Raw genomic sequence first — 19,850 nt, 5'->3', positions numbered from 1 at the left:
ATTATTCTGTCTCCTCTAAGGCCAGTTATCCTTTCAACCGTTGTTTCATCGCCCGATCCATTTCCCGTTTAGCGTCCCGTTTGGCCATGTCGTCCCGTTTATCGTGGAGCTGTTTCCCTTTACAGAGCCCTAATTCCACTTTGACGTTGCTGTTTTTAAAATACAAAGACAATGGGATCAACGTCAGTCCGTCTTGCTTAATTTTCCCGTAAAGCCGCATAATTTCCCGCTTATGCATCAGGAGCTTGCGGACGCGAAAAGGGTCTTTGTTAAAGATATTGCCCTTGTCGTAGGGACTGATATGCATTCCTTTGATGTAGAGCTCCCCGTCGTCCACGCCGCACCAGCTGTCCTTTAAATTGACGCCGCCCTGCCGGATGGATTTGACCTCGGTGCCCACCAGCTCGATCCCGGCCTCAAAGGTTTCCAGCACAAAATACTCGTGCCGGGCCTTGCGGTTGACGGCAATGATGTTTCCAGCGGCCACTTCGGTTCACCATCCTTTCTCACAGAGTATTGCCCGCATCTCACATAGTCATACGGTTTTCCAACGCTTTATTGAGGGTCACATTGTCGGCGTACTCCAGCTCTCCCCCTACGGGGATACCGAAAGCGAGCCGAGAGACCCTGATTTGCAGCGGCTTTAGAAGCCGCGAAATATACATAGCAGTGGCCTCCCCCTCGATGGTGGGATTGGTCGCCATAATGACTTCATCGACCTCGGTTGTCTGTAACCGCTGAAGAAGCTCCTTGATTTTGATATGCTCCGGCCCCACACCGTCCAACGGCGATATAAGCCCATGAAGCACATGGTACTGCCCTTTGTATTCCTGCAAACGTTCAAAAGCCTGCACATCCTTGGGATCCTCCACCACGCAGATGATTTTATCGGTGCGGTCGGGTGAAGCACAGATGTCGCAAATTTCCTTGTCGGTAAAATTCTGGCACACCTTGCAGTTGTGGATGGCCTTTTTCGCCTCCAGAATCGAATCAGCAAAGCTTTTGGCCTGCTCCTCCGGCATGTCAAGAAGATAAAAAGCCAGCCTCTGAGCCGTCTTTTTGCCGATGCCCGGCAGGGAGGCGAAATGCTCCGTCAGCTTTCGAAGCGGCAGAGGTAGCCCGCTCATAGCTTACAGCAGGCCGGGGATATTAATTCCGCCGGAAATCTCGTTCATCTTCTGTTCGGTCTCGGCTTCAACGGTGCGGAGCACTTCGTTGACCCCGCTGACGATAAGGTCTTCCAGCATCTCGATGTCCTCGGGATCGACGATCTCAGGCTTCAGCTTGATGGATTTGAGCACCTTGTCGCCAGTCATCATGATTTCGACAGCACCGCCGCCCACAGTGGTAGTATATTCCTTCTGCTTGATCTCTTCCTGAGCCTTTTCCATCTCTTCCTGCATTTTCTGGGCCTGTTTGATCATGCTGTTCATATTCTGGGCTTTTCCGCCGAACCCTTCAGGCAATCTTGCTTTCATCTTGTCAATAACATCCTTTCTGTTGGGTCCCGCCGGTTATTCCTTGACGTGGACCTCTATTTCCTGGCTTTCCGCCTTTTTAATAATATCGTTGAGCGCGTCGGGAGCCTTTTGCTCCGCCGGACGCTCCACCTTGGCAATCCGCAGACGATGCCGCTTTCCAAGAACCCGCTCCACTTCATCAGCCAATTTTGCGCCGATGTTGTCGGTCATCAAAAGGCTTTTGAGCATGGGGTTCGGGGAGTCGATGGTGACCACGTTTCCGCCCACAAAGGCTTTGGCGTCTTTGAGCATGACGTAAAGGGGCGGTTCCGTTTGTGAAAGTTCCCGCAAAAGGTCTTCCCAGCCCGGCATAGGGCCCATCGGCCCTACCTCGCCAGTGGGGGCAACCGCCGGTGCCGACGGAGCAGGAACCGGAACAGGTGCCGTTTGTTCTTTCCCGACAGAAGACCTTTTCACCGGCTCTTTGGGAGCGGCCGCAGCTGTTCCCTGGGCGAGCGCCTGTTCCAGACGACTGATCCGGAGGGCCAAGTCGCTATTGCCGGAAGCCGTCGGAGCATCTGCCTCCTCGGCGCTGCACAGGCGAATCATGGTCATTTCCATCTCCACTTTTTTGTTGCCGCTCCTGGACAGGTGGTCGAGGCACTGCTGCAGAATGGACAAAATCCGCAGAATATCCCCTAAAGGAAGCCCTTTGGCAAGCTCTCTAAACCGTTCCATCTCATCGGGAAGGCAAACCACCAATTCTTCTGGATTCGCCACCGACTTGACTATCATAACATTTCTAAAATGGGAAATCAACTCTGAAATAAGCCGCTCGATACCCTTGGCGTTGTCATAAAGCTCATTGACGAGACGGATACACTCCGCCGTATCTTTTTTGACCATGGCTGCGGAGAGGGCAAAAAGGTGCTCCGAACCGGCGATTCCCGCCGTGGAAGTGACGGTATCAAGGTTGACCGTCTGGGAAAAGGCCACACACTGGTCAAGAAGAGACAGCGCGTCCCGCATGCCGCCGTCCGAGAGCCTTGCAATCAGCATGGCGGCATCTTCGGTGAGGGTGAACGTTTCCTGCTCGCTGATCCGGAGCATCCGGTCGGCGATGTCCTGAGGGCGAATGCGCCTGAAATCGTACTGCTGGCAGCGTGAAACGATGGTCTGAGGCACCTTGTGCACCTCGGTTGTCGCCAAAATAAACAAGATGTGCGGGGGCGGTTCCTCCATGATTTTCAGCAGCGCGTTGAAGGCGCTGACACTGAGCATATGCACCTCGTCGATGATGTAGACCCGGTATTTGCAGACAGCGGGAGAAAAATTCGCTTCGTTTCGCAGATCGCGGATATCGTCTACACCGTTGTTGCTGGCGGCATCCATCTCCACCACGTCCATGATGGAGCCCTCTTCGATGCCTTTGCAAATTTCGCATTCAAGGCAGGGGTTTCCGTCCACGGGGTGCAGACAGTTGACCGCTTTGGCGAGGATTTTGGAGCAGGTGGTTTTGCCGGTGCCCCGGGGGCCTGTAAAAAGATATGCGTGAGAGGTTTTTTGAAACCGCACCTGATTTTGAAGCGTGGTCGTAATGTGTTCCTGGCTCACCACGTCGGAAAAGACCTGAGGCCGCCACTTACGATAGAGCGCAAGATACATGGTTTTCCCCTCCCCTAGCATGTTGTCGTTTCGAAAAAATACCTCCAGCAGCAGGCCGGAGGTATCACCCGGACCGTGCGGTTGGACATACGGAAAAGAAGGCTTTGCTGCGGCACATAAAACGGTCCGCTTAATGCTGCTCGGTTCCCCGCCTGACATGGTTCACGGTGCTTCATCGCGCAGGACCCGCTTCTCCGTATGTCCAATGGCACGCTCCTGTTTCATTGTTCAATTAATGCTTATCTATTTTAACATAATTTATCATAAAAGACAAGACTTTTTTAAAAATGCAGTTTTTCCCAGCTTATATGCGTTATATACGATAGAAATGAAAATTTATACTTTGCGTTTTCGATCTTTTATGGTATAATAAACGCAGTAAAACTGCGTTTATCACTGAAGAACTCCTTTGAGGATTCCATCCTCAATTTTGCCCGCCGAAAGACGGTCAAAACCGGATTTCTTTATTGAATATCAGTATGGTATATTATAAATATATGGGTCCGCACAGCTGAAACCGAATTCTCTTTCCCAAGGTTTTTGTTATAGGGATAACCATTCACAAAACTTTTCTTATCAGGCAATACAAGGCACTTTTGGATGCCTATAATAGATATGATACCAGATGAATATGACAAGGATTTTGAATCCATGATAAAGATATGTGAAAAGCAACAGGAGGTCCGTTTATGAAGAAATTAGCCGCTCTGCTCACCGCTACGGTGATGTTTGCGTGTTCATTTGCATCCAGCGTTTTTGCTGAACCCAGCTCTGATTCGAGTACAGAAAACCCCGCTTCCAGCGAACAGAACACTTTGCCCTCTTCCCCGGATCTGGGCTTTGAAGTCAACAGCGAGGCGGTCTATCTCGTCAGTTACGATTCCGGCACCGTCCTCTACCAGAAAAATGCCGACAAAAAGATGTATCCCGCATCCCTGACGAAAATCATGACGGCTATCGTCGCCATCGAAAACTGCTCCGACCTGGAAACGGTGGTGACGGCTCCCAGCTATATTTTCGACGACCTGTTTAAGCTCAACGTCTCCAATGCCGACATTCGCCACGGAGAGCAAATCCGGATGATCGACCTGCTCTACGCTCTGATGCTCCGCTCCGCCTGTGAAGGCGCCAGCATCATCGCCGATTATGTGGGCGGCGGCAGTATTGACAAGTTCGTTGAAATGATGAATCAAAAGGCCCAGGAATTGGGCTGCACCAATACCTATTTTACAAATCCTCACGGCCTTCATGACGAAAACCAGCACACGACGGCGGCAGACATGTATAAAATTACGAAATACGCGTTGGACAACCTTCCCATTTTCAAGGAAATCGCCTGCTCCAACAGTTATGTCATGCCGGCCACCAACAAACATTCCGCCGAGCGTACCATCTACCATACCAACACCATGATGGACGAGCGCCGGGCAGGAAAATACTATTACGCCCCCATCAAGGGCATTAAGACCGGCACCACCGACGAAAGCGGCCGAAACCTGGTTTCCATGGCCTCTCAAGATGCCTATACTTATGTTTTGGTCACCATGGGCGCCCCCATGTATTACGATAACGGAGACACCATTTCAGATAACCTTTCCTTTATCGATGCCAAGCAGCTTTACCAGTGGGCCTTCGATAAATGGTCTATCCAGCCGGTAGTCAAGCCCACCAGCCCGGAGGGCGAAGTCAAGGTCCGCCTGGCCAAAGACAAAGACGTAGTGCAGGTTTTCCCGGAAAAGGAGATACAGAAGCTTCTGCGGAAAGATATCGACATCTCTTCCCTGCAAAAAATCAAAACTCTCAAGGAGTCGGTCGATGCCCCCGTCCAAAAAGGTGACATCTTGGGATCCATGGAAGTTAAGCTCGCCGATGAAACGCTGGCCACCGTCAACTTAGTTGCCGGTGAGGATTTGGACAGAAGCGTCTGGCTCTTTATCCTCGACTGTATTAAAAAAATCTTTACATCTATTTGGTTCAAGCTGGCGATTGTAATTATTATCATTCTTATCGCCTTGTATATCGCCTACACTGTCATGTACAACAAACGCAAACGCCGCAGAAAACGCCGCACCAGAAGATTCTAATCAAACAAAAAACCGGAGCAGGAATGCCTGTTCCGGTTTTTTATTTGATTGCTATCCTAAAAAATACTTTCCTGAATCTGACAGGCCGGCCTGCGTTATTATTGCAGACACTAAGACTGCGTTATCAACGCAAATTCATACTCGAAGAGGAGAAACATCATGAGAGGTACTTTGGATCAGCATCTCTGCCTGACCGACCTGTTGGATCAGGATTTGACCAGTTACGAATATTTCCATTCCCTGCCTAGGGAAATCCAGCAGAAAATCATACAAGAAGATATCGGCTCTTTTGAGGAAATGCAGGATTTTGTAGCGGGTCTTCGATAAACACAGCCGTCGGACCTCCGGCGGCTACTTTTTATTCACGTCTTATTCCGGAAAAGAACCGTCCTTAGCGGGGACGGAATAGGTGAGCGTAAGCTTGTCGCCGACGTTCTCCTTACCGTGAAGATAAGTCAGCTGTACAAGCAGATCCTCCTCCCTCCACTGGCAGAGACGTCCAAAAAGGCTGGGCAATTCTTCTCTTTCCCCGTACTTCTCGGTCAGGACTTCCACTAAACTGTCATAGTATTCTTCGGTAGCGTCGTCGAAAACGCAGTATATTTCTTGGAGATTATTTTCCACTCCAAAAAAGTAAGTAATATATTGGCACGGCAGATTGAAAACCGTCACGTCAAAATAAAGCCGAGCGTTGTAGGCGACAACTGCTTTGCCCTTCTCCTCCCGTTTATCTTCTACCGCGTACACCTGGGAGGATGTCATCCCCATGCTGACTCCCCGCAGCACTTCTTCCGAACTGGAACATGAGGTAAGCTGTGCGCAGATTATGACAAGAGGAAGCAGAATTTTAGTAAATTTTTTCATTTTAATTGCTCCGTTTTATTATTTTAATTTATTATACTATAAAATCAACTACTTCTTCAACCTCAATTAAAAAAATCCGCCTGAAATCAGCGGATGCCGTTTCAAGCGGATTTTTTTAAAAATACTGATTTTCACCGGACGGCGACTGCATGGATTCAGCGGCTTTTTGCAGTTGCTCCACCGTATAAATCGGAATCCGGGCCTCCAAAATCCGATTTTTTACGGCAATTGGAAGGGATTCAAAATAATCCCGCAGTTCCGGGTTATTTTCATAAAAAGTTCCCATGGTTGCGCCTCCCTACCCCTTGTACTCCGTTTTCCAGAACCCGTGGAGGTTACAGTAGGCGTAGGCCGCTACAGGCTTGTCGCTGTCAGTCAAAGCAAAAACCGCTACCGGCTCACCAGTATAGGGCAGGTTCTTTCGCTGACAGCCTTCCTTTGTCTCCAAATAGACCCAGGTAATGCTGTGTTCTTCGGTCATTGGATGGAAAACGCTTCCCACCTTGACGGTTACGGTATTTCCATTGACTTCGATGACCGGAAGATGCTTCTCCGCCGCGCCCTCTGAAGTGTTAGGCTTCATTTCCACCATTGGCTCGCCGCAGCAGGTGATGGCGTCTTCCCTGTCAAAGCTGATCACTTCCACAGTATTTTCGCACCGTTTGCTCTTTAAAAATTTCGGTTCTCTCATAACTGATTCCCCTTTTTCAGAATTTGCCTTTAGTATTTCCAAAAGATTGGACGTTATGAGGCTTTTTGGGGCAAACATAAAATAACCGCCGCAAGTACCGTTTGCGGCGGTTATTTTTATTCTTGAAAAAGAGGGGTGCTGAAATACCGTTCTCCTGTGTCAGGCAGGACGGTGACAACAGTCTTTCCCGGACCCAGTTTCCGCGCCAACTTCATGGCAGCAGCAACATTGGAACCGCTGGAAATGCCGCAGAGAAGTCCCTCTTTGGCGGCCAATTCTTTTGCGGTGCCCAGCGCTTCTTCATCAGTGATGATACAGACATCGCTGTAGATATGGGTGTTGAGGTTCTCCGGAATGAGTCCGTCGCCGATGCCCATCTGCAAATGGGTACCGATACTTCCGCCGGACAGAATCGCCGCGTTTTCTGGTTCCACCGCCCAAATCTCGATAGAAGGGAATCGCTGCTGCAGCGTTTCCCCGATACCTGATATGGTTCCGCCCGTACCGACTCCAGAACAGAACCCATCGATACTCCCGCCAAAATCCTCTAATATTTCCTGTGCCGTGTGGTTGCGGTGAACCGCAGGATTGTCGGGATTGGTGAACTGCTGGGGGATAAACACATTGGGGTCTTCTTCAGCCATCCGCAGCGCTGTATTCATGCATTCCTCGATACAGGCCCCGATGTCACCATCGTCGTGAATCAGCACCACCTGAGCCCCGTATTGGCTCACCAGTTTCCGCCGCTCCTCGCTGACCGAATCCGGCATAATGATACAGACGCGGTAGCCTCTCACCGCTCCTACCAGGGCGATGCCAATACCTTGGTTACCGCTGGTGGGCTCCACAATCAGGGTATTGGGGCCTATGAGACCTTTTTTCTCCGCCTCGCTTAACATATTAAAAGCTGTGCGGGTTTTAATGGAGCCTCCAATGTTGACGGCCTCGTATTTCACAAGAATTTGGGCATCCTCAGATCCCGTCATATGGTTCAGCCGGATCAGCGGGGTATGCCCGATAGCTTCCAGAATATTGTCATAAACCAAGGAAAGTTCCTCCTTTGTGATGTAGCTATTCTATTTTATACGAAAAGGAGGGAAACTGCAAGGGAAATTTACAAAGTTGCCCAACCTAAATGCTTTTTCCGTCATATGCCATAGGTATGGGTAACGGGATCTAAAAACAATGCTAGGTGAGGCGGAAAAAAGGTAAACAGAATAAAAACGACAATAAGGACAAAAAAGAGAAACAATCCTATCAAATCGGTGCGAGCATCGGACGACAGAGGCATTTTTTTCACAGTGAAAGCAAATGCGACAGCGGATCCTATGATAAACGTTCCAATATCTGCCCAGAGAAAATGCGTTCCGACAATACCGGTATAGGTGTAAAAAAGGATTACAATTGCTGCAAGGCCCAGCAGCATCGCCACAAATTTCGTGAACACAAATCCGCCTATTTTGCGTCCAACAGCGAAGTATTCGACAATTCCATAGAGCAGTCCCGGGACAAAGAGCAGCTTGAGATGTTCCCAAATACTTTCATTGACAGGTGCAATCAGCGCTACCGAGGGACTTTTCCCCGACCAGCCGTAAACAAAGTGCAAAATCGAACCAAAAATCAAAACAAACAAAAAGCCGATGAGTTCCCATCGTAACAGAGTCTTTTGCATGACCGATACCTCGCAAAATAGAATCCGGCGGCTGCGGCTTGATGCGTTTCGGGACGTCCTTTTTGGGACAAGTCCCGTCAAATCTCGACAGATGCACGCCAGTATCCGTATTTTATGAAAAGTTCAGCCCAAATAGTACCAATCAAAAAAGAAGAGGCTAAAAAGCCTCTTCTTCACTTTGTGTCTGTATCAAATAATCTCGGTAGTACCTGTCATACCGGTAAGCGCCATCAAAATAAACTGCAGAAAGAATCAGCGCCGGGACAAAAAGCAAAATAGAAAAAGCTTTCCCGGACATCAGGTTTGCCATTCCCCATATGAAAGAGAATCCGTAGTAAATTAACAAAACACCTCCAAAAACCAGGCATACTGTTGTTTTTTTCGGATTACGGCTCGCCTGAATCCCCAAAATGCCCGCTGTCAGGCCGACACCGCAAACCAGTCCGAACGGCAAGAGGAGTAAGACAGCCTTGCCGACCCCCTCTCCCCACAGAAAGAGCAGCAAAACAGCATACAAGCCAAACAGCAAAATACCGATGCTGTAGAATATAATGACAAGCACAGACGCAACTTTGAGGGTATTCCTCCCTTTGACGATCGGCCCTAAAAACTCTGGAGGAATCGCCCGGGATTCAGCAGAAGTATCAATGGGCCCTATTCTATTCTTCATTTGGTTCTGCTCCTTTCCGCTGGGATTGCAAAAATTCCCGATAGTGTTTCTGGTACCGGTAAGCGCCGGTGGTGTAGAGCAGAGACAGGGCAAACGGTAGCAAAAGCATGACTGCAATCGTGATGCCAATGTACGGTTCCGATCTAGTGAGGAATCCAAAGGCTGTTACCGCTACAATGATAATCGCCAGTTGTATATTCCCGATAATAAAACAAGCGTTAGATTTTTCTGGATTGGTTCCGGCAGAGATTCCTAAAACCCCCGCAGTAATATTCCATCCCAGCCAAAGGAATATAATTCCAAATATTGTAAACATTGAAATGGTATTGGGATGGCTAAAATCGATAGAAAACATAAATAGCGTCGCGAAATTAACAAGCTGCATCAACAGAAAGATGCCTGAAAGAATAATGGTTAAAATCCCACTGACTTTGAGCAACATTCTCCCTTTCGGGCCTTTGGGCGGCACAACAAACGGCGTCATAGACAAAATCCTCCAGCAGTAAGCTCAGCAAAGAACTTTCGTTTCTTATATTGTTATTACTATAAACCATTTATGGAATTTTGTCAACAGATTTTTTAATTTTTGTGACCAATACAAAAAGCGGCGGATAAACCGCCGCTCTTTTCTTTCAAAATGTAAATTACACCGGATGAACCTGGTTTTCGAAGTCAGCACGCTCGCCGTCAATATGGTACTTCTTGTTGCGGCGTTTTTCAAAGAACTTCAGCGCAACCTGACCAAACTGGGCGTAGCTCAGCACATCTTCATCCTGCTCAACCCACTCGGCGCACTCCATGCGGAGTTTATCCAGTTCGGGAGCCAGCAAATCAGCTGGACGGCAGGTAATGGGTTCTTCGTCGCCGATGATTTTCTTGCGGAATTCATCGGAAATGGGAGCCGGAGTTTTGCCGTACTCGCCTTTGACGAGACCTTTAAACTCCTTGGTGACCATTTTATACCGCTCGCCGGTGATAACGTTGAAAACAGCCTGGGTTCCAACGATCTGTGAGGTGGGGGTGACAAGCGGAGGATAGCCCGCGTCTTTCCGCACTCTCGGAACTTCCTTCATAACCTCTTCTAGCTGGTCTTCCTTGCCCGCCTGTTTCAGCTGGGACAGAAGGTTCGACAACATACCGCCGGGAACCTGATAAATCAGGGCGTTGGCATCGGTAGCCAGCATTTTGGGATCCAGAAGGCCAGAATCGATGTATTTTTTACGGAGCTTCATAAAATAGTCACGGATAACAGTCAGCTGTTTCAAGTCAAGGCCGGTATCGTACTCGGTGCCCTGCAAAGCAGCGACCATTGCCTCGGTGGGAGCGTGGGAAGTACCCAGCGCCAGAGGAGACATTGCAGTATCGATGATATCGGCGCCATTTTCGATGCCTTTTAGGAGGCACATGGAAGCCAAGCCCGAAGTGTAGTGGGTGTGGAGCTGAATCGGGATTTTAACGGCCGCTTTCAGCGCCTTAGTCAGCTCAGCTGTCTTATAAGGAGTCAGCAGAGCCGCCATATCTTTGATGCAGATGGAATCCGCGCCCTGGGACTCGATCTGTTTGGCGTAATCCACATAATAATCGGTAGTAAAAATGTCGCCGGTTGTATAGGAAATCGCCACCTGGGCGTGAGCGCCCTCTTTTTTGGCTGCTTTGATGGCGGTATCCAGGTTGCGGATATCGTTCAATGCGTCAAAAATGCGGATGATATCGATGCCGTTGGCAACGGATTTCTGGACAAAATACTCCAAAACGTCGTCGGCATAGTGACGGTAACCCAGCATATTCTGTCCGCGGAAAAGCATCTGCAATTTTGTGTTAGGCATCTCCTTGCGGATAATGCGCAATCTTTCCCAAGGGTCCTCGTCCAAAAAGCGCAGGCATGCGTCGAAGGTAGCGCCGCCCCAAACTTCGGCGGAGTAGTACCCTACTTTATCCATTTCGCCCAAAATCGGACGCATTTCATCCGTGGTCATTCTGGTTGCAATCAGGGACTGGTGCGCGTCTCGAAGGACGGTTTCTGTAACTTTTACTTTAGCCATCTCTGGTCCTCCTCATTTGAATTGTCGAACAACAAAAAGCTGTCCGCTGCGGCATTCCAGCCTCTAATTATGCAATGACGATCAGCGCGTCGTTGGCGTTTACGGAGTCACCTTTTTTCGCGGTGACAGCGGCAATTTTACCTGCCACGGGAGCTACGATGTCGTTTTCCATCTTCATCGCTTCCAACACAATGACAACCTGGCCTCTTTCGACGATGTCGCCTACGCCCACTTTGACGTCCATGATGGTTCCAGGCATGGGGGCTTTGACGTCGGTTCCGCCTGCGGGAGCAGCGGCAGCGGGGGCAGCAGGAGCTGTTGCCGGAGCCGGAGCGGCGGGGGCAGTGGCAGGTGCGGCGACGGGAGCAGCAGCGGGGGCTGCACCGTTTACTTCCTCAACAGCCACGTCGTAACCTTTTCCATTGACAGTTATATTAAATCTTCTCATGATTCACAAAACCTTTCTTTCAAAAATTTTCGGTTTCTATCAAATAACTCCTCAGTTGGAGTGTTTCTTGGGAAGTTTGGAAACACGTTTGCTTGCCAGCATGTCGAGGGCGGTGATGACCGCGTCCCTGGTGTCGGCAGGAGCGACCACGTCTTCGATGAGGGAAGCTTTCGCCGCTTCATAGGGGCTCGCCATAGTGTCGATATACTCCTCAGCCAGCTCATCGCGGCGTTTCGGCAGATCCTCTGCGCCTTTGAGCTTGTCATGCCAGAAAAACTCCACAGCGGTGTGGGGCTCCAACGCGGAGATGACAGCGGTTGGCCAGGCGAGACGGATGTCAGCACTGCTGAAAGCAACGCCTGCGGCGCCGATTGCGCTGCCAACGTAAACAGTGACTTTGGCGGTGGTTGCATCGGCGTAAGCGTGAGCGAGCTTCGCGGCCTCGGCGACGCCCTGGGCTTTCAGCTCATCGCAGCAACAGTAACCCTCGGTATCCACCAAAGACACGACAGGCATGTTAAAACAGTCGCAGAAGCGGACGAAGGAAGCGACTTTCCCGCTGGATTTGGAGCCCAGCTTTCCTTTAACGGCTACAAGGCCCACAGTATTTCCGCCGATGGAAGCGAGAGCGGTATAGGCGGCTTTGCCATAATCCGCTTTGAGCTCGGTGACAGAACCCAAATCGCAAATCAGTTCAGCCATTTCATTCATCGTCTTACCGTCGTCAATGGAAACGGCATTGGGGTTCACAGAACCTTCGGCGATGGGCGCAATGGAAATGTTGTTGAGGGGCAGCATCGAAACTACGTCCCGTGCTCTCAGCACAGCGGATTTTGCGTCTTTTTCGACAATGTGGGCGGCGCCAACTTTTGCGGCAGCCTCTGCAGAAACGTCTCCATCGGCGTCAGACAGATAGAGCGCTGCGTCCTCGGCCATGACTACAATGTCAGCAGAAGCCGCCATCATGGCGCTGATGCCGGTGCAGCTTCCCGCCACCACCGAAATCTGGGGGACGACGCCGGAAAGATTGTTCTCCATGGAAAGGATTTTACTGTAAGCGCTCAAAATCTCAGATCCTTCGGAGAGCTTTGCCCCGTTGGAATCGTAAATTGCCACAACCGGAGAGCCGTTTTTTACAGCCAGCTCATAGATTTTGGCGATTTTCTCGGCGTGAAGTCTGGAAATCGCGCCACCCATGACGGTAACGTCCTGGGAAAACGCGTACACGACGCTTCCCTCCACCATGCCGTAACCGGTTACAACGCCGACGCCTTCACTGCCATTAGCAACAAATCCGTCCAGCTCAACGAAGGTGTTTTCGTCAAAAAGCGACTCCAGTCTTTCGCGGGCAGGAGACGTCTTTTTGCAGGCAGCTTTCATTTCCTCAAGCTTATTAAGCTTGGCTTGTAAGTTCATTATATTGCCCCCATTTCTATGTGCTCGGCCGAAACGGCGGTTTCAGCCTTCTTTGAATACAGAAATTGAAGAAAATGGAGCCTGTCCCAAGGGACTTCTTCCACAATCCTCAAATTCACCCATTGTATTATACTACAACGTGAAAAAAATAACAATATCTTTTTTGGTATTTCTTAGGACATTTTACATTTCTTACAATTATATAAAAAGTCCTTTAGTGAATTTACGCAATTTTGTCCGTCCACCGGCACCATCAGGGTCTTTAATATCTCTTTGTTGATGCCTTCCGACAGCTTAGCCCGGTTGACGTTTGCTTCCATCACATAAGAAAACACTGCCCGCAGCAGCCCGTCGAACAGGTCGACACTGCCTCCGTCCTTCAGCTCCTCGATGATGACGCAGTCGTGGTCCTTATGGTATTTGCAGTAACCCAATAGCTCTGCTCCATCAAGGGCGATATAATACATCCCGCCCTGGAGTTCCGGAAAATTATCTCCGTCGTTTAACGGCCTTAAATGCAGCACGTTTTTCCTCTCCTTTGTTTGATTTTTGCGCGGCCCGTCCCGCACTTTCGAGAAGCATGTCCACCTCGTCCTTTGAAAGCTCCCGCCAAGCGCCAGGTTTGAGCATACCGAGCTTTACCGGTCCCACCGACATCCGTTTGAGCCGCGCCACCGTCAGGTTCACCGCCTCGCACATTTTACGGATCTGGCGGTTCCGGCCTTCGGTGATGGTGATGAGCATAACAGAGCGTTTTTCCTCCTCGGTGACGATGCGGACGTCTGCCGGATTCGTCATCCGGCCGTCTATCTCCACACCCTCGCTCAGGCGGATCATCTGCTCGTCCGACACCGGCTCCCGCACGGTGACCCGATAGCATTTAGGCACCTGGTAGGCGGGGTGCATCATGGTGTTGGCAAATTCACCGTCGTTTGTGAAGAGCAAAAGCCCCTCAGAGTTTAAATCGAGCCGTCCCACCGGGTAAACCCGGTCAGGGGCATCTTCCACAAGCTCTGAAACGCACTTACGGCCCCGCCCATCCGACATGGCCGTCAGATATCCGCGGGGCTTGTTGAGCATGATATATACGTTCTGGCGGCGGTTGCGAGATTTTAACCGCTCGCCGTCCACCAGAACGATATCCTTTTGGGGGTTAATCTTCTGGCCGAGGATCGCTTTATGGCCGTTGACCTTTACTCTTCCCTCTTCAATTAACTCTTCTGCTTTTCTCCGGGAGCAAAGTCCGCTTTCCGCGATGACTTTTTGCAGCCTGATTCCATCCATCTTTTGATTTCCTTTCTGTTAGGGGGTTCTGTCCGTTTTTTGGGGAACTACTTTCCCCATCCCGCAAACCAGCTTTTGATTTTGTCCCAAAAACTCGTTTCCGGGACCCGTTCGTCCGCCGCCACCGTCTCTTTTGCGGTCAATGGCGCGGATTTTAAAAGTTCGCCATTTAAGTAGTACCTCATCTCGCCGATGCAGTCGCCCTGTTTTACCGGAGCATACAAAAACGGCTGGGACACGATTTTCATCTCAATTTTTCCAGCGTCCTCCGACGACACCGAGGCTTTCGGCGCCACCTGAACCATGGGCGTCACCTGATCGGAAACGCCGCCCACCACCGGAATCGTCCCAGGTACTTCGCCGCTCAGTTCCACCGCCTGAACCTGGGAAAACCCATAGTCCAGCATTTTGCGGTGGTCGTCCCAATCGCTGGGCGCTTTGATGGTGACGCAGATAAGGGTGACCCCGTCCCGCTCCGCCGCCGACACGAGGCACCTCCCCGCTTTTTTGGTAAAACCGGTTTTGACCCCGATGCAGTCAGGGTAGCTTTTCAAAAGCTTGTTGTGATTAGAAAGCCACCGGTCGTAGGGGGGATTCCCGTAGGAGAGCTTCATGCTCTTCTGAGAGCAAATCGCGCTGAAATCCGGGTTCTGGAGCGCCGCCCGGGCAAGCTTTGCCATGTCAAGCGCCGTGGAGTAATGATTCTGGGCATCCAGGCCCGACGGAGTGACAAAGTTTGAGTCCTTCATGCCGATCTGAGCGGCCCGTTTGTTCATCATGATGGCGAATTCGTCCAGGGAACCGCCTACCTTTAAGGCCGCCGAGTTTGCAGCGTCATTGCCGGAAGCCAAAAGCATTCCCGCCGCTAAAATTCGCAGCGTCACCTGATCCCCTTCCTGGAGTCCCATGGAAGTGCCCTCTACCTTAATGGCGTTTGGGTCCACTGTAAAATAGGTGTCCAGGTTGGATGCTTCCAGCGTCAGCAACGCCGTCATGATTTTCGTAGTGCTGGCGATGGGAAGGCGTTCCTCCCCGTTTTTGACAAAGATAACACGGCCGCTGTCCGCTTCGATGAGAGCCGCCGACTGAGCGGAAACCCCCAAAGCGTCCGACTGGGCCGTCTGGACTGCTTCCCCCTGTTCTTTCTCAGCGAATACGCCTGCGGGGAAGCAGGCTGCCGCTCCAATGCAGAGCGACAGGACAAAACACAATACTTTCTTATTCATGAAACCACCTGCCACTTCATCATATGCGAAGGGCAGGCCGTTCATGTGAATTATTCTGCTTTTTCGGAAGGTTTGCCGGCATCCGCGGCGGATTTCTTGCTGTTTTTGGCCGCTTTTTCGTCTTTGTTCTTGCTAAAAGCGTCGGACACCTTGTCGATGATGTCAGGCACCGAGTTGACGATTTTGTCGGCCGTGTTGGACGAGGTGGCAAGCTGCAAAAGCTTCACGTCGCCGTCTTTCACCACCAAAAAACCCAGAGGCTGCAAAGTGACGCCGGCGCCGCTTCCGCCGCCAAAAGTCTCTTTCGGATCCTTGGTGGGCAGATCGGAACCGCCGGACGCAAAGCCGAAAGTCACCTTGGACACCGGGATGATGGTAGTGCCGTCTGGCGTGGTAATGGGGGTGCCGACGATGGTGTTCACGTCCACCATTTCCTTGATTTTCTGCATGGTGACGCCCATCAAGCCTTGAATCGGATGTTCTGCCATAATCATTTCCTCCTGTTATCTCCGGTCGATTCCCGCTTAGCAGGAACATTCTCCGGACCATTTTGTGATTCTTCTTTTTTATCTGCCGCATTTTTTTTCGCTCTTCGAAAAGTATGGACCAATAACCGGCAGGCCATGCGCAGGACGGCCCAAACTGCGAATAAAACGCGTACTTTTATCTTGAAAAACACCTTTTGATCGATGTGATCCTGCAAAAAGTTGCAATTAATTGCCACCCGCTCCACCTTGACGGTCATCAGATTTCGAAGAGTGGCCAGCCCCCCGTAGACCAAAGCGGAAATTTTCCCATAAAGGACCGCTGTTTCGGCGGCGTCTTCCCCGCCCACTGTGATGTCGACGGAAAGGGCGGTGATTCTCACCCGGCTCAAAAGCTTCCGCATGGGCAGCAAAACGGATTTTAACATGTCCAGGGCGAGAAAAACCATTTCCTTCACGTCGCCCTTCTCCACTTTCTTTTTCGCCTTGGGATTTACCTTCTTCTGCTCTTTTTGGATTCCTTTTTTGACCTTTTTGCTGTCCTTTTTGACGTCCGTTTCCTCTTTCTGAGAGACAGGAACCAGGGTATAGCGGAATTTTCCCACGCCAACCGTGATGGTCAAGTCATCGTCATACTGTACCCGGAAAGTGATGCTCAGGGACAGCAATATGCCCAGCAGCAGCAAAATCGAACCGAAGATGATCCATCCGACCATGCCATCCCCCCTTCCCGTATTACCGGATGTCGGTTATTCGGCTGACGCCTCTTCAGGCGCGCCAGCATTTTCCCCGGTTTCCGCCAGCGGCTCGGTCTCCATCAAAAGTTGCTCCCCCTCATCCTCTTCGTCTCCGGAGGGGAGATTGGGAAGGTCTCCCAAACTGGTGAGGCCAAAGCACCGGAGAAAATTAGCCGTCGTCCGATAGGTCAGCGGCCGCCCGGGGACGTTGAGCCGCCCGGCTTCCTCCACCAGGCCCTTCTCCACCAGATTATTGACCACTTGCCCGCTTTCTACACCGCGAACCTGCTCCACAAAGCTTTTTGTTACCGGCTGGTTGTAAGCGACAACCGCCAGCACCTCCATGGCGGCGTTTGAAAGCGGTGCGTTTTTCTTCATGGCCGCCACCGAGACGATGACCTGCTCATACTGGGGTTTACTGCAAAGCTGTACCTTGTCGTCTAAAAAGAGCAGTTCGATGCCCCGCTCGGATGAGCTGAGCGCCTGCTGGTACTCTAAAAGCTGCTGCCGCACGGCCGCCTTGTCGATGTGCAGGCCCTCTGCCAGCCGCTCGATTTCCACCGGCTCCCCGCAGGCAAATAAGATGGCCTCCAGAGCGCCGAAATACTGGTTTTCGCCCATAAACTTCCCCCTGATTTTTCCTTTAAATTGGCTGCGCTTGCGCAGGCTCTGGTTTCGGGCGTCTGTCCCGGCGGAAATAAACGGTCCTGTTATCCTCGCTCACCGTGATGCGGTGGGACTTCATCAATTCCAGCATGGCGAGAAAGGTGGCCACCAATTCGCTCCGGTCAGGCGCCGTAAAAAATTCCTCATAAGACATCTGCCCCGTCCGGTAAAGCTTTTTCAGCACATAGACGATTTTTGAAGTGACCGAAACCACCCGCCGGCTGACGATGTCAGAAAACGCCGATGCGGGCGGCGGCAGACGCCGTTTCGCCTTGCCCACCACCATCAGGTAGGCGGCCATGAGCTCGTCCGGCGCGTGGCTTCCTTGATAGGTGGGATCCAGCTTGATTTTCATGGGAAGCCTCACGTAAACATGATGTTCTTTGCCCATGAGAGCCAGCTTTTCCGCCATTTCCCGGCAAAGCTGGTATTCAAGAAGCTGCCCCTCCAGCTCTTTTTTCAGTTCCGTCGCTTCCTCGTGCTTTGGCAGCAGAGAAACCGTTTTAATGTAGACAAGCCTTGCCGCCATCTCGAGAAATTCCGACTTCAGCTCCAAATCGGCGCTCTGCATCTGCTCGATGGCGTCTAAATACTGGGCGAGAAGCTCAGAAATCTCGATGTCGTTGATGTTGAGCTTATGTTTCGAGATGAGAAAGAGGAGTAAATCCAGCGGCCCCTCAAAATCCCCTACTTTGAATTCCAGCTGCACCGCCATTTGCTACACTCCCATAATGGCCCGGGCGATAATATCCACAAATCCGGTGAGGAAATCCAGCCCGTTCACCAAAAGCCCCCGGAGGTAGATGAGCGGCCGGTCCAGCACCCCCACAAACAGCAGCGCGATGATGGCGAACATGATGACCCGCTCATACTGCATGACCTTAAAGTAAATCCGCTCCGGCAGGATAATGTTGAGGATACGGGAACCGTCCAGAGGCGGCACCGGCAAAAGATTGAACACCGCCAGGCCCACATTGAGGCTTACGATAATCCAGAGGATCTGGACAACATAATAAAGGAAGAAACCCCAGAAGGTAGACTGATCCACCATCATGGCCGGATACCAGAGAATCTTATAGAGGATCATGGCGGCAAAGGCATAAACCACGTTGGACATAGGTCCCGCCAGTGCGGAAAGCGCCATCCCGGTCTTGGGGTTTTTGAAGTTATAAGGATTGATGGGAACCGGCTTTGCCCACCCGAACCCAAACAGCACCATGCAGATAGAACCGAATAAATCCAAATGCCGGAAAGGATTGAGTGTGAGACGCCCCTGATACTTCGCAGTGGGGTCGCCCATCTTGTTTGCCGCCCAGGCATGGGCGTATTCGTGAAATGGCAGCGCCGTCAGCATGGCGATGACGCTGACAAACATGGTAAACAGTCTCTCAGAGCTCATTGAAAAAGGCATATTTTCTAACTTTCCTTTCCATACCGTTGGGAAAAACGCCCAAACAATCGATAATGTATTCATTATACTGGTTTCCGCTGTAAAATACAAGCAGGCCGCAAGGAAATTCAAGGAATTTTTAGAATGTGACCTTTCTTCGGCCACAAATCGAAAAAACGGTCTTCCGTTCATAAAATTTTGAGCTTTCCCATTTTTATTTGAAAAACCTCTTGATTTTTTTTGCCGAGTCTGATAGAATATTATCGTTATGTAATTCTAAAGGAGGTGCAGAATATGGCGAAATGTGATTTCTGCGGAAAAGGCGTTTCTTTTGGTATCAAGGTGTCCCACTCACACAGACGTTCCAACAGAACCTGGAAACCCAACGTGATGCGCGTTAAAGCGATCGTTAACGGTAAACCGTGCCGCGTTCACGCCTGCACCCGTTGCTTACGTTCGAACAAAGTAACTAGAGCGGTGTAATGGTGTCATCATACAGAACAATGAAAAGCACAGGGCAATGAGCCTTGTGCTTTTTTGCTGACATTGGGATGTTTAAAGCCGTTTTCGATTCGCAGACAGCTGTTTTTGCAAGCTTTTTCGCACCGATTCGTCAAAGAAAAGGTGAATTTTCTGTCAGAAAAATGAAAAAAGCTCTTGCATTTTTAAAATCCTTATGCTATAATATAACACGTCGTCTGGGTGTGGCGCAGATTGGTAGCGCGCTACCTTGGGGTGGTAGAGGCCGCAAGTTCGAATCTTGTCACTCAGACCATATAGCCGCTTGTTTTTACGAGCGGTTTCTTTATTGGGGTGTCGCCAAGTGGTAAGGCAGCGGATTCTGGTTCCGCCATTCCGAGGGTTCAAATCCTTCCACCCCAGCCAAAGTTGCCGAAGCTTGCAGGCCGCGCGGCTCTGCGGGCTTCCTTTATCTGGAGGCATAGCTCAGCTGGTTAGAGCGTTCGCTTCACATGCGAGAGGTCCTGGGTTCGAGCCCCTGTGTCTCCACCAAATTAAAGCCCGCAGCCATAAGGCAGAGGTTAATAAGGA

Annotated in this window: 25 protein-coding genes, 3 tRNA genes and 1 other RNA gene; 6 read left to right on the top strand and 23 right to left on the bottom strand. The window is 50.7% G+C overall.

Annotation, left to right across the window (positions count from 1 at the left end; genetic code table 11):
• Window positions 1-25: 25 nt before the first annotated feature.
• The 5 genes from smpB to ffs form a co-directional block, all read right to left on the bottom strand.
• Window positions 26-487 carry an SsrA-binding protein SmpB gene (gene smpB / locus H8710_RS07310; protein WP_249294851.1) on the bottom strand — a complete coding sequence of 154 codons (462 nt, stop codon included), beginning with the start codon at window positions 485-487 and terminating at the stop codon, window positions 26-28.
• Between the two features lie 40 nt (window positions 488-527).
• Window positions 528-1,127, bottom strand: a complete 600-nt coding sequence (recR, locus tag H8710_RS07305) for a recombination mediator RecR (RefSeq protein WP_249294850.1) — start codon at window positions 1,125-1,127, stop codon at window positions 528-530.
• A 3-nt stretch (window positions 1,128-1,130) separates the two neighbouring features.
• Window positions 1,131-1,478: a YbaB/EbfC family nucleoid-associated protein gene (locus tag H8710_RS07300; RefSeq protein WP_249294849.1), complete on the bottom strand. Its 348-nt coding sequence runs from the start codon at window positions 1,476-1,478 to the stop codon at window positions 1,131-1,133.
• A 36-nt stretch (window positions 1,479-1,514) separates the two neighbouring features.
• Window positions 1,515-3,125, bottom strand: coding sequence for a DNA polymerase III subunit gamma/tau (gene dnaX / locus H8710_RS07295; protein WP_249294848.1), 1,611 nt, complete (start codon window positions 3,123-3,125; stop codon window positions 1,515-1,517).
• Window positions 3,126-3,218: 93 nt separating this feature from the next.
• An RNA gene (gene ffs, locus H8710_RS07290) (signal recognition particle sRNA small type) lies at window positions 3,219-3,317 on the bottom strand.
• Window positions 3,318-3,814: 497 nt separating this feature from the next.
• Between ffs and H8710_RS07285 the strand changes: the two genes are divergently transcribed.
• The gene (locus tag H8710_RS07285; RefSeq protein WP_249294847.1) at window positions 3,815-5,209 is read left to right on the top strand and encodes a D-alanyl-D-alanine carboxypeptidase family protein; all 1,395 of its coding nucleotides are present in this window, start codon (window positions 3,815-3,817) and stop codon (window positions 5,207-5,209) included.
• 159 nt (window positions 5,210-5,368) lie between these two features.
• Window positions 5,369-5,536 carry a hypothetical protein gene (locus H8710_RS07280; protein WP_249294846.1) on the top strand — a complete coding sequence of 56 codons (168 nt, stop codon included), beginning with the start codon at window positions 5,369-5,371 and terminating at the stop codon, window positions 5,534-5,536.
• A gap of 42 nt (window positions 5,537-5,578) precedes the next feature.
• Here H8710_RS07280 and H8710_RS07275 read toward each other — a convergent pair whose 3' ends face one another.
• The 18 genes from H8710_RS07275 to H8710_RS07190 form a co-directional block, all read right to left on the bottom strand.
• A complete protein-coding gene (locus H8710_RS07275; protein WP_249294845.1) occupies window positions 5,579-6,073 on the bottom strand; it encodes a hypothetical protein in 495 nt (164 codons plus the stop codon).
• Between the two features lie 115 nt (window positions 6,074-6,188).
• Window positions 6,189-6,359, bottom strand: a complete 171-nt coding sequence (locus tag H8710_RS07270) for a hypothetical protein (protein ID WP_249294844.1) — start codon at window positions 6,357-6,359, stop codon at window positions 6,189-6,191.
• A 12-nt stretch (window positions 6,360-6,371) separates the two neighbouring features.
• On the bottom strand, window positions 6,372-6,764 hold the full coding sequence (locus tag H8710_RS07265; protein WP_249294843.1) for a desulfoferrodoxin family protein: 393 nt from the start codon (window positions 6,762-6,764) through the stop codon (window positions 6,372-6,374).
• Between the two features lie 116 nt (window positions 6,765-6,880).
• Window positions 6,881-7,810 carry a cysteine synthase A gene (gene cysK / locus H8710_RS07260; RefSeq protein WP_249294842.1) on the bottom strand — a complete coding sequence of 310 codons (930 nt, stop codon included), beginning with the start codon at window positions 7,808-7,810 and terminating at the stop codon, window positions 6,881-6,883.
• A 101-nt stretch (window positions 7,811-7,911) separates the two neighbouring features.
• Window positions 7,912-8,436: a DUF6512 family protein gene (locus H8710_RS07255; protein WP_249294841.1), complete on the bottom strand. Its 525-nt coding sequence runs from the start codon at window positions 8,434-8,436 to the stop codon at window positions 7,912-7,914.
• A 157-nt stretch (window positions 8,437-8,593) separates the two neighbouring features.
• The gene (locus H8710_RS07250) at window positions 8,594-9,106 is read right to left on the bottom strand and encodes a hypothetical protein (protein ID WP_249294840.1); all 513 of its coding nucleotides are present in this window, start codon (window positions 9,104-9,106) and stop codon (window positions 8,594-8,596) included.
• Entirely contained in the window at window positions 9,096-9,590 is a 495-nt protein-coding gene (locus H8710_RS07245; protein WP_249294839.1) for a hypothetical protein, read from the bottom strand. The genes H8710_RS07250 and H8710_RS07245 overlap by 11 nt, the downstream gene beginning before the upstream one ends.
• Window positions 9,591-9,750: 160 nt before the next feature.
• A complete protein-coding gene (locus tag H8710_RS07240; protein ID WP_249294838.1) occupies window positions 9,751-11,148 on the bottom strand; it encodes an oxaloacetate decarboxylase subunit alpha in 1,398 nt (465 codons plus the stop codon).
• A gap of 67 nt (window positions 11,149-11,215) precedes the next feature.
• A complete protein-coding gene (locus tag H8710_RS07235; protein WP_249294837.1) occupies window positions 11,216-11,596 on the bottom strand; it encodes a biotin/lipoyl-containing protein in 381 nt (126 codons plus the stop codon).
• Between the two features lie 51 nt (window positions 11,597-11,647).
• Window positions 11,648-13,012 (bottom strand): carboxyl transferase domain-containing protein, encoded by a 1,365-nt coding sequence (locus tag H8710_RS07230; protein WP_249294836.1) that lies wholly within the window; start codon window positions 13,010-13,012, stop codon window positions 11,648-11,650.
• 173 nt (window positions 13,013-13,185) lie between these two features.
• Window positions 13,186-13,536: a hypothetical protein gene (locus H8710_RS07225; RefSeq protein ID WP_249294835.1), complete on the bottom strand. Its 351-nt coding sequence runs from the start codon at window positions 13,534-13,536 to the stop codon at window positions 13,186-13,188.
• Window positions 13,502-14,296, bottom strand: coding sequence for a pseudouridine synthase (locus H8710_RS07220; RefSeq protein ID WP_249294834.1), 795 nt, complete (start codon window positions 14,294-14,296; stop codon window positions 13,502-13,504). Before H8710_RS07220 ends, H8710_RS07225 begins: the two co-directional genes overlap by 35 nt.
• Before the next feature lie 47 nt (window positions 14,297-14,343).
• Window positions 14,344-15,522, bottom strand: a complete 1,179-nt coding sequence (locus H8710_RS07215) for a D-alanyl-D-alanine carboxypeptidase family protein (protein ID WP_249294833.1) — start codon at window positions 15,520-15,522, stop codon at window positions 14,344-14,346.
• Between the two features lie 50 nt (window positions 15,523-15,572).
• Window positions 15,573-16,010: a GerW family sporulation protein gene (ytfJ, locus tag H8710_RS07210; RefSeq protein WP_249294832.1), complete on the bottom strand. Its 438-nt coding sequence runs from the start codon at window positions 16,008-16,010 to the stop codon at window positions 15,573-15,575.
• A gap of 2 nt (window positions 16,011-16,012) precedes the next feature.
• The gene (locus tag H8710_RS07205; RefSeq protein WP_249294831.1) at window positions 16,013-16,723 is read right to left on the bottom strand and encodes a DUF2953 domain-containing protein; all 711 of its coding nucleotides are present in this window, start codon (window positions 16,721-16,723) and stop codon (window positions 16,013-16,015) included.
• 33 nt (window positions 16,724-16,756) lie between these two features.
• Window positions 16,757-17,365 (bottom strand): SMC-Scp complex subunit ScpB, encoded by a 609-nt coding sequence (gene scpB / locus H8710_RS07200; RefSeq protein WP_249294830.1) that lies wholly within the window; start codon window positions 17,363-17,365, stop codon window positions 16,757-16,759.
• 22 nt (window positions 17,366-17,387) lie between these two features.
• On the bottom strand, window positions 17,388-18,125 hold the full coding sequence (locus tag H8710_RS07195) for a segregation and condensation protein A (protein ID WP_249294829.1): 738 nt from the start codon (window positions 18,123-18,125) through the stop codon (window positions 17,388-17,390).
• A gap of 3 nt (window positions 18,126-18,128) precedes the next feature.
• Complete coding sequence (locus H8710_RS07190; protein ID WP_249294828.1) at window positions 18,129-18,821, bottom strand: site-2 protease family protein; 693 nt, start codon at window positions 18,819-18,821, stop codon at window positions 18,129-18,131.
• A 273-nt stretch (window positions 18,822-19,094) separates the two neighbouring features.
• On the opposite strand from H8710_RS07190, the gene rpmB reads away from it, so the two are divergent.
• From rpmB to H8710_RS07170, 4 genes are all read left to right on the top strand, one after another.
• Window positions 19,095-19,283, top strand: coding sequence for a 50S ribosomal protein L28 (gene rpmB / locus H8710_RS07185; protein WP_249294827.1), 189 nt, complete (start codon window positions 19,095-19,097; stop codon window positions 19,281-19,283).
• Between the two features lie 215 nt (window positions 19,284-19,498).
• Window positions 19,499-19,575 (top strand) — tRNA-Pro (locus H8710_RS07180).
• Window positions 19,576-19,609: 34 nt separating this feature from the next.
• Window positions 19,610-19,685 (top strand) — tRNA-Gln (locus H8710_RS07175).
• A 49-nt stretch (window positions 19,686-19,734) separates the two neighbouring features.
• Window positions 19,735-19,811, top strand: a tRNA-Val gene (locus H8710_RS07170).
• The last annotated feature ends 39 nt before the right edge of the window (window positions 19,812-19,850 follow it).

The sequence above is a fragment of the Fumia xinanensis genome (assembly GCF_014384905.1).
Classification (GTDB): Bacteria; Bacillota; Clostridia; order Oscillospirales; family Ruminococcaceae; genus Fumia; species Fumia xinanensis.
The sequence above is the reverse complement of the archived record's forward strand: the minus strand, read 5'-3'. Positions and strand labels throughout refer to the sequence as shown.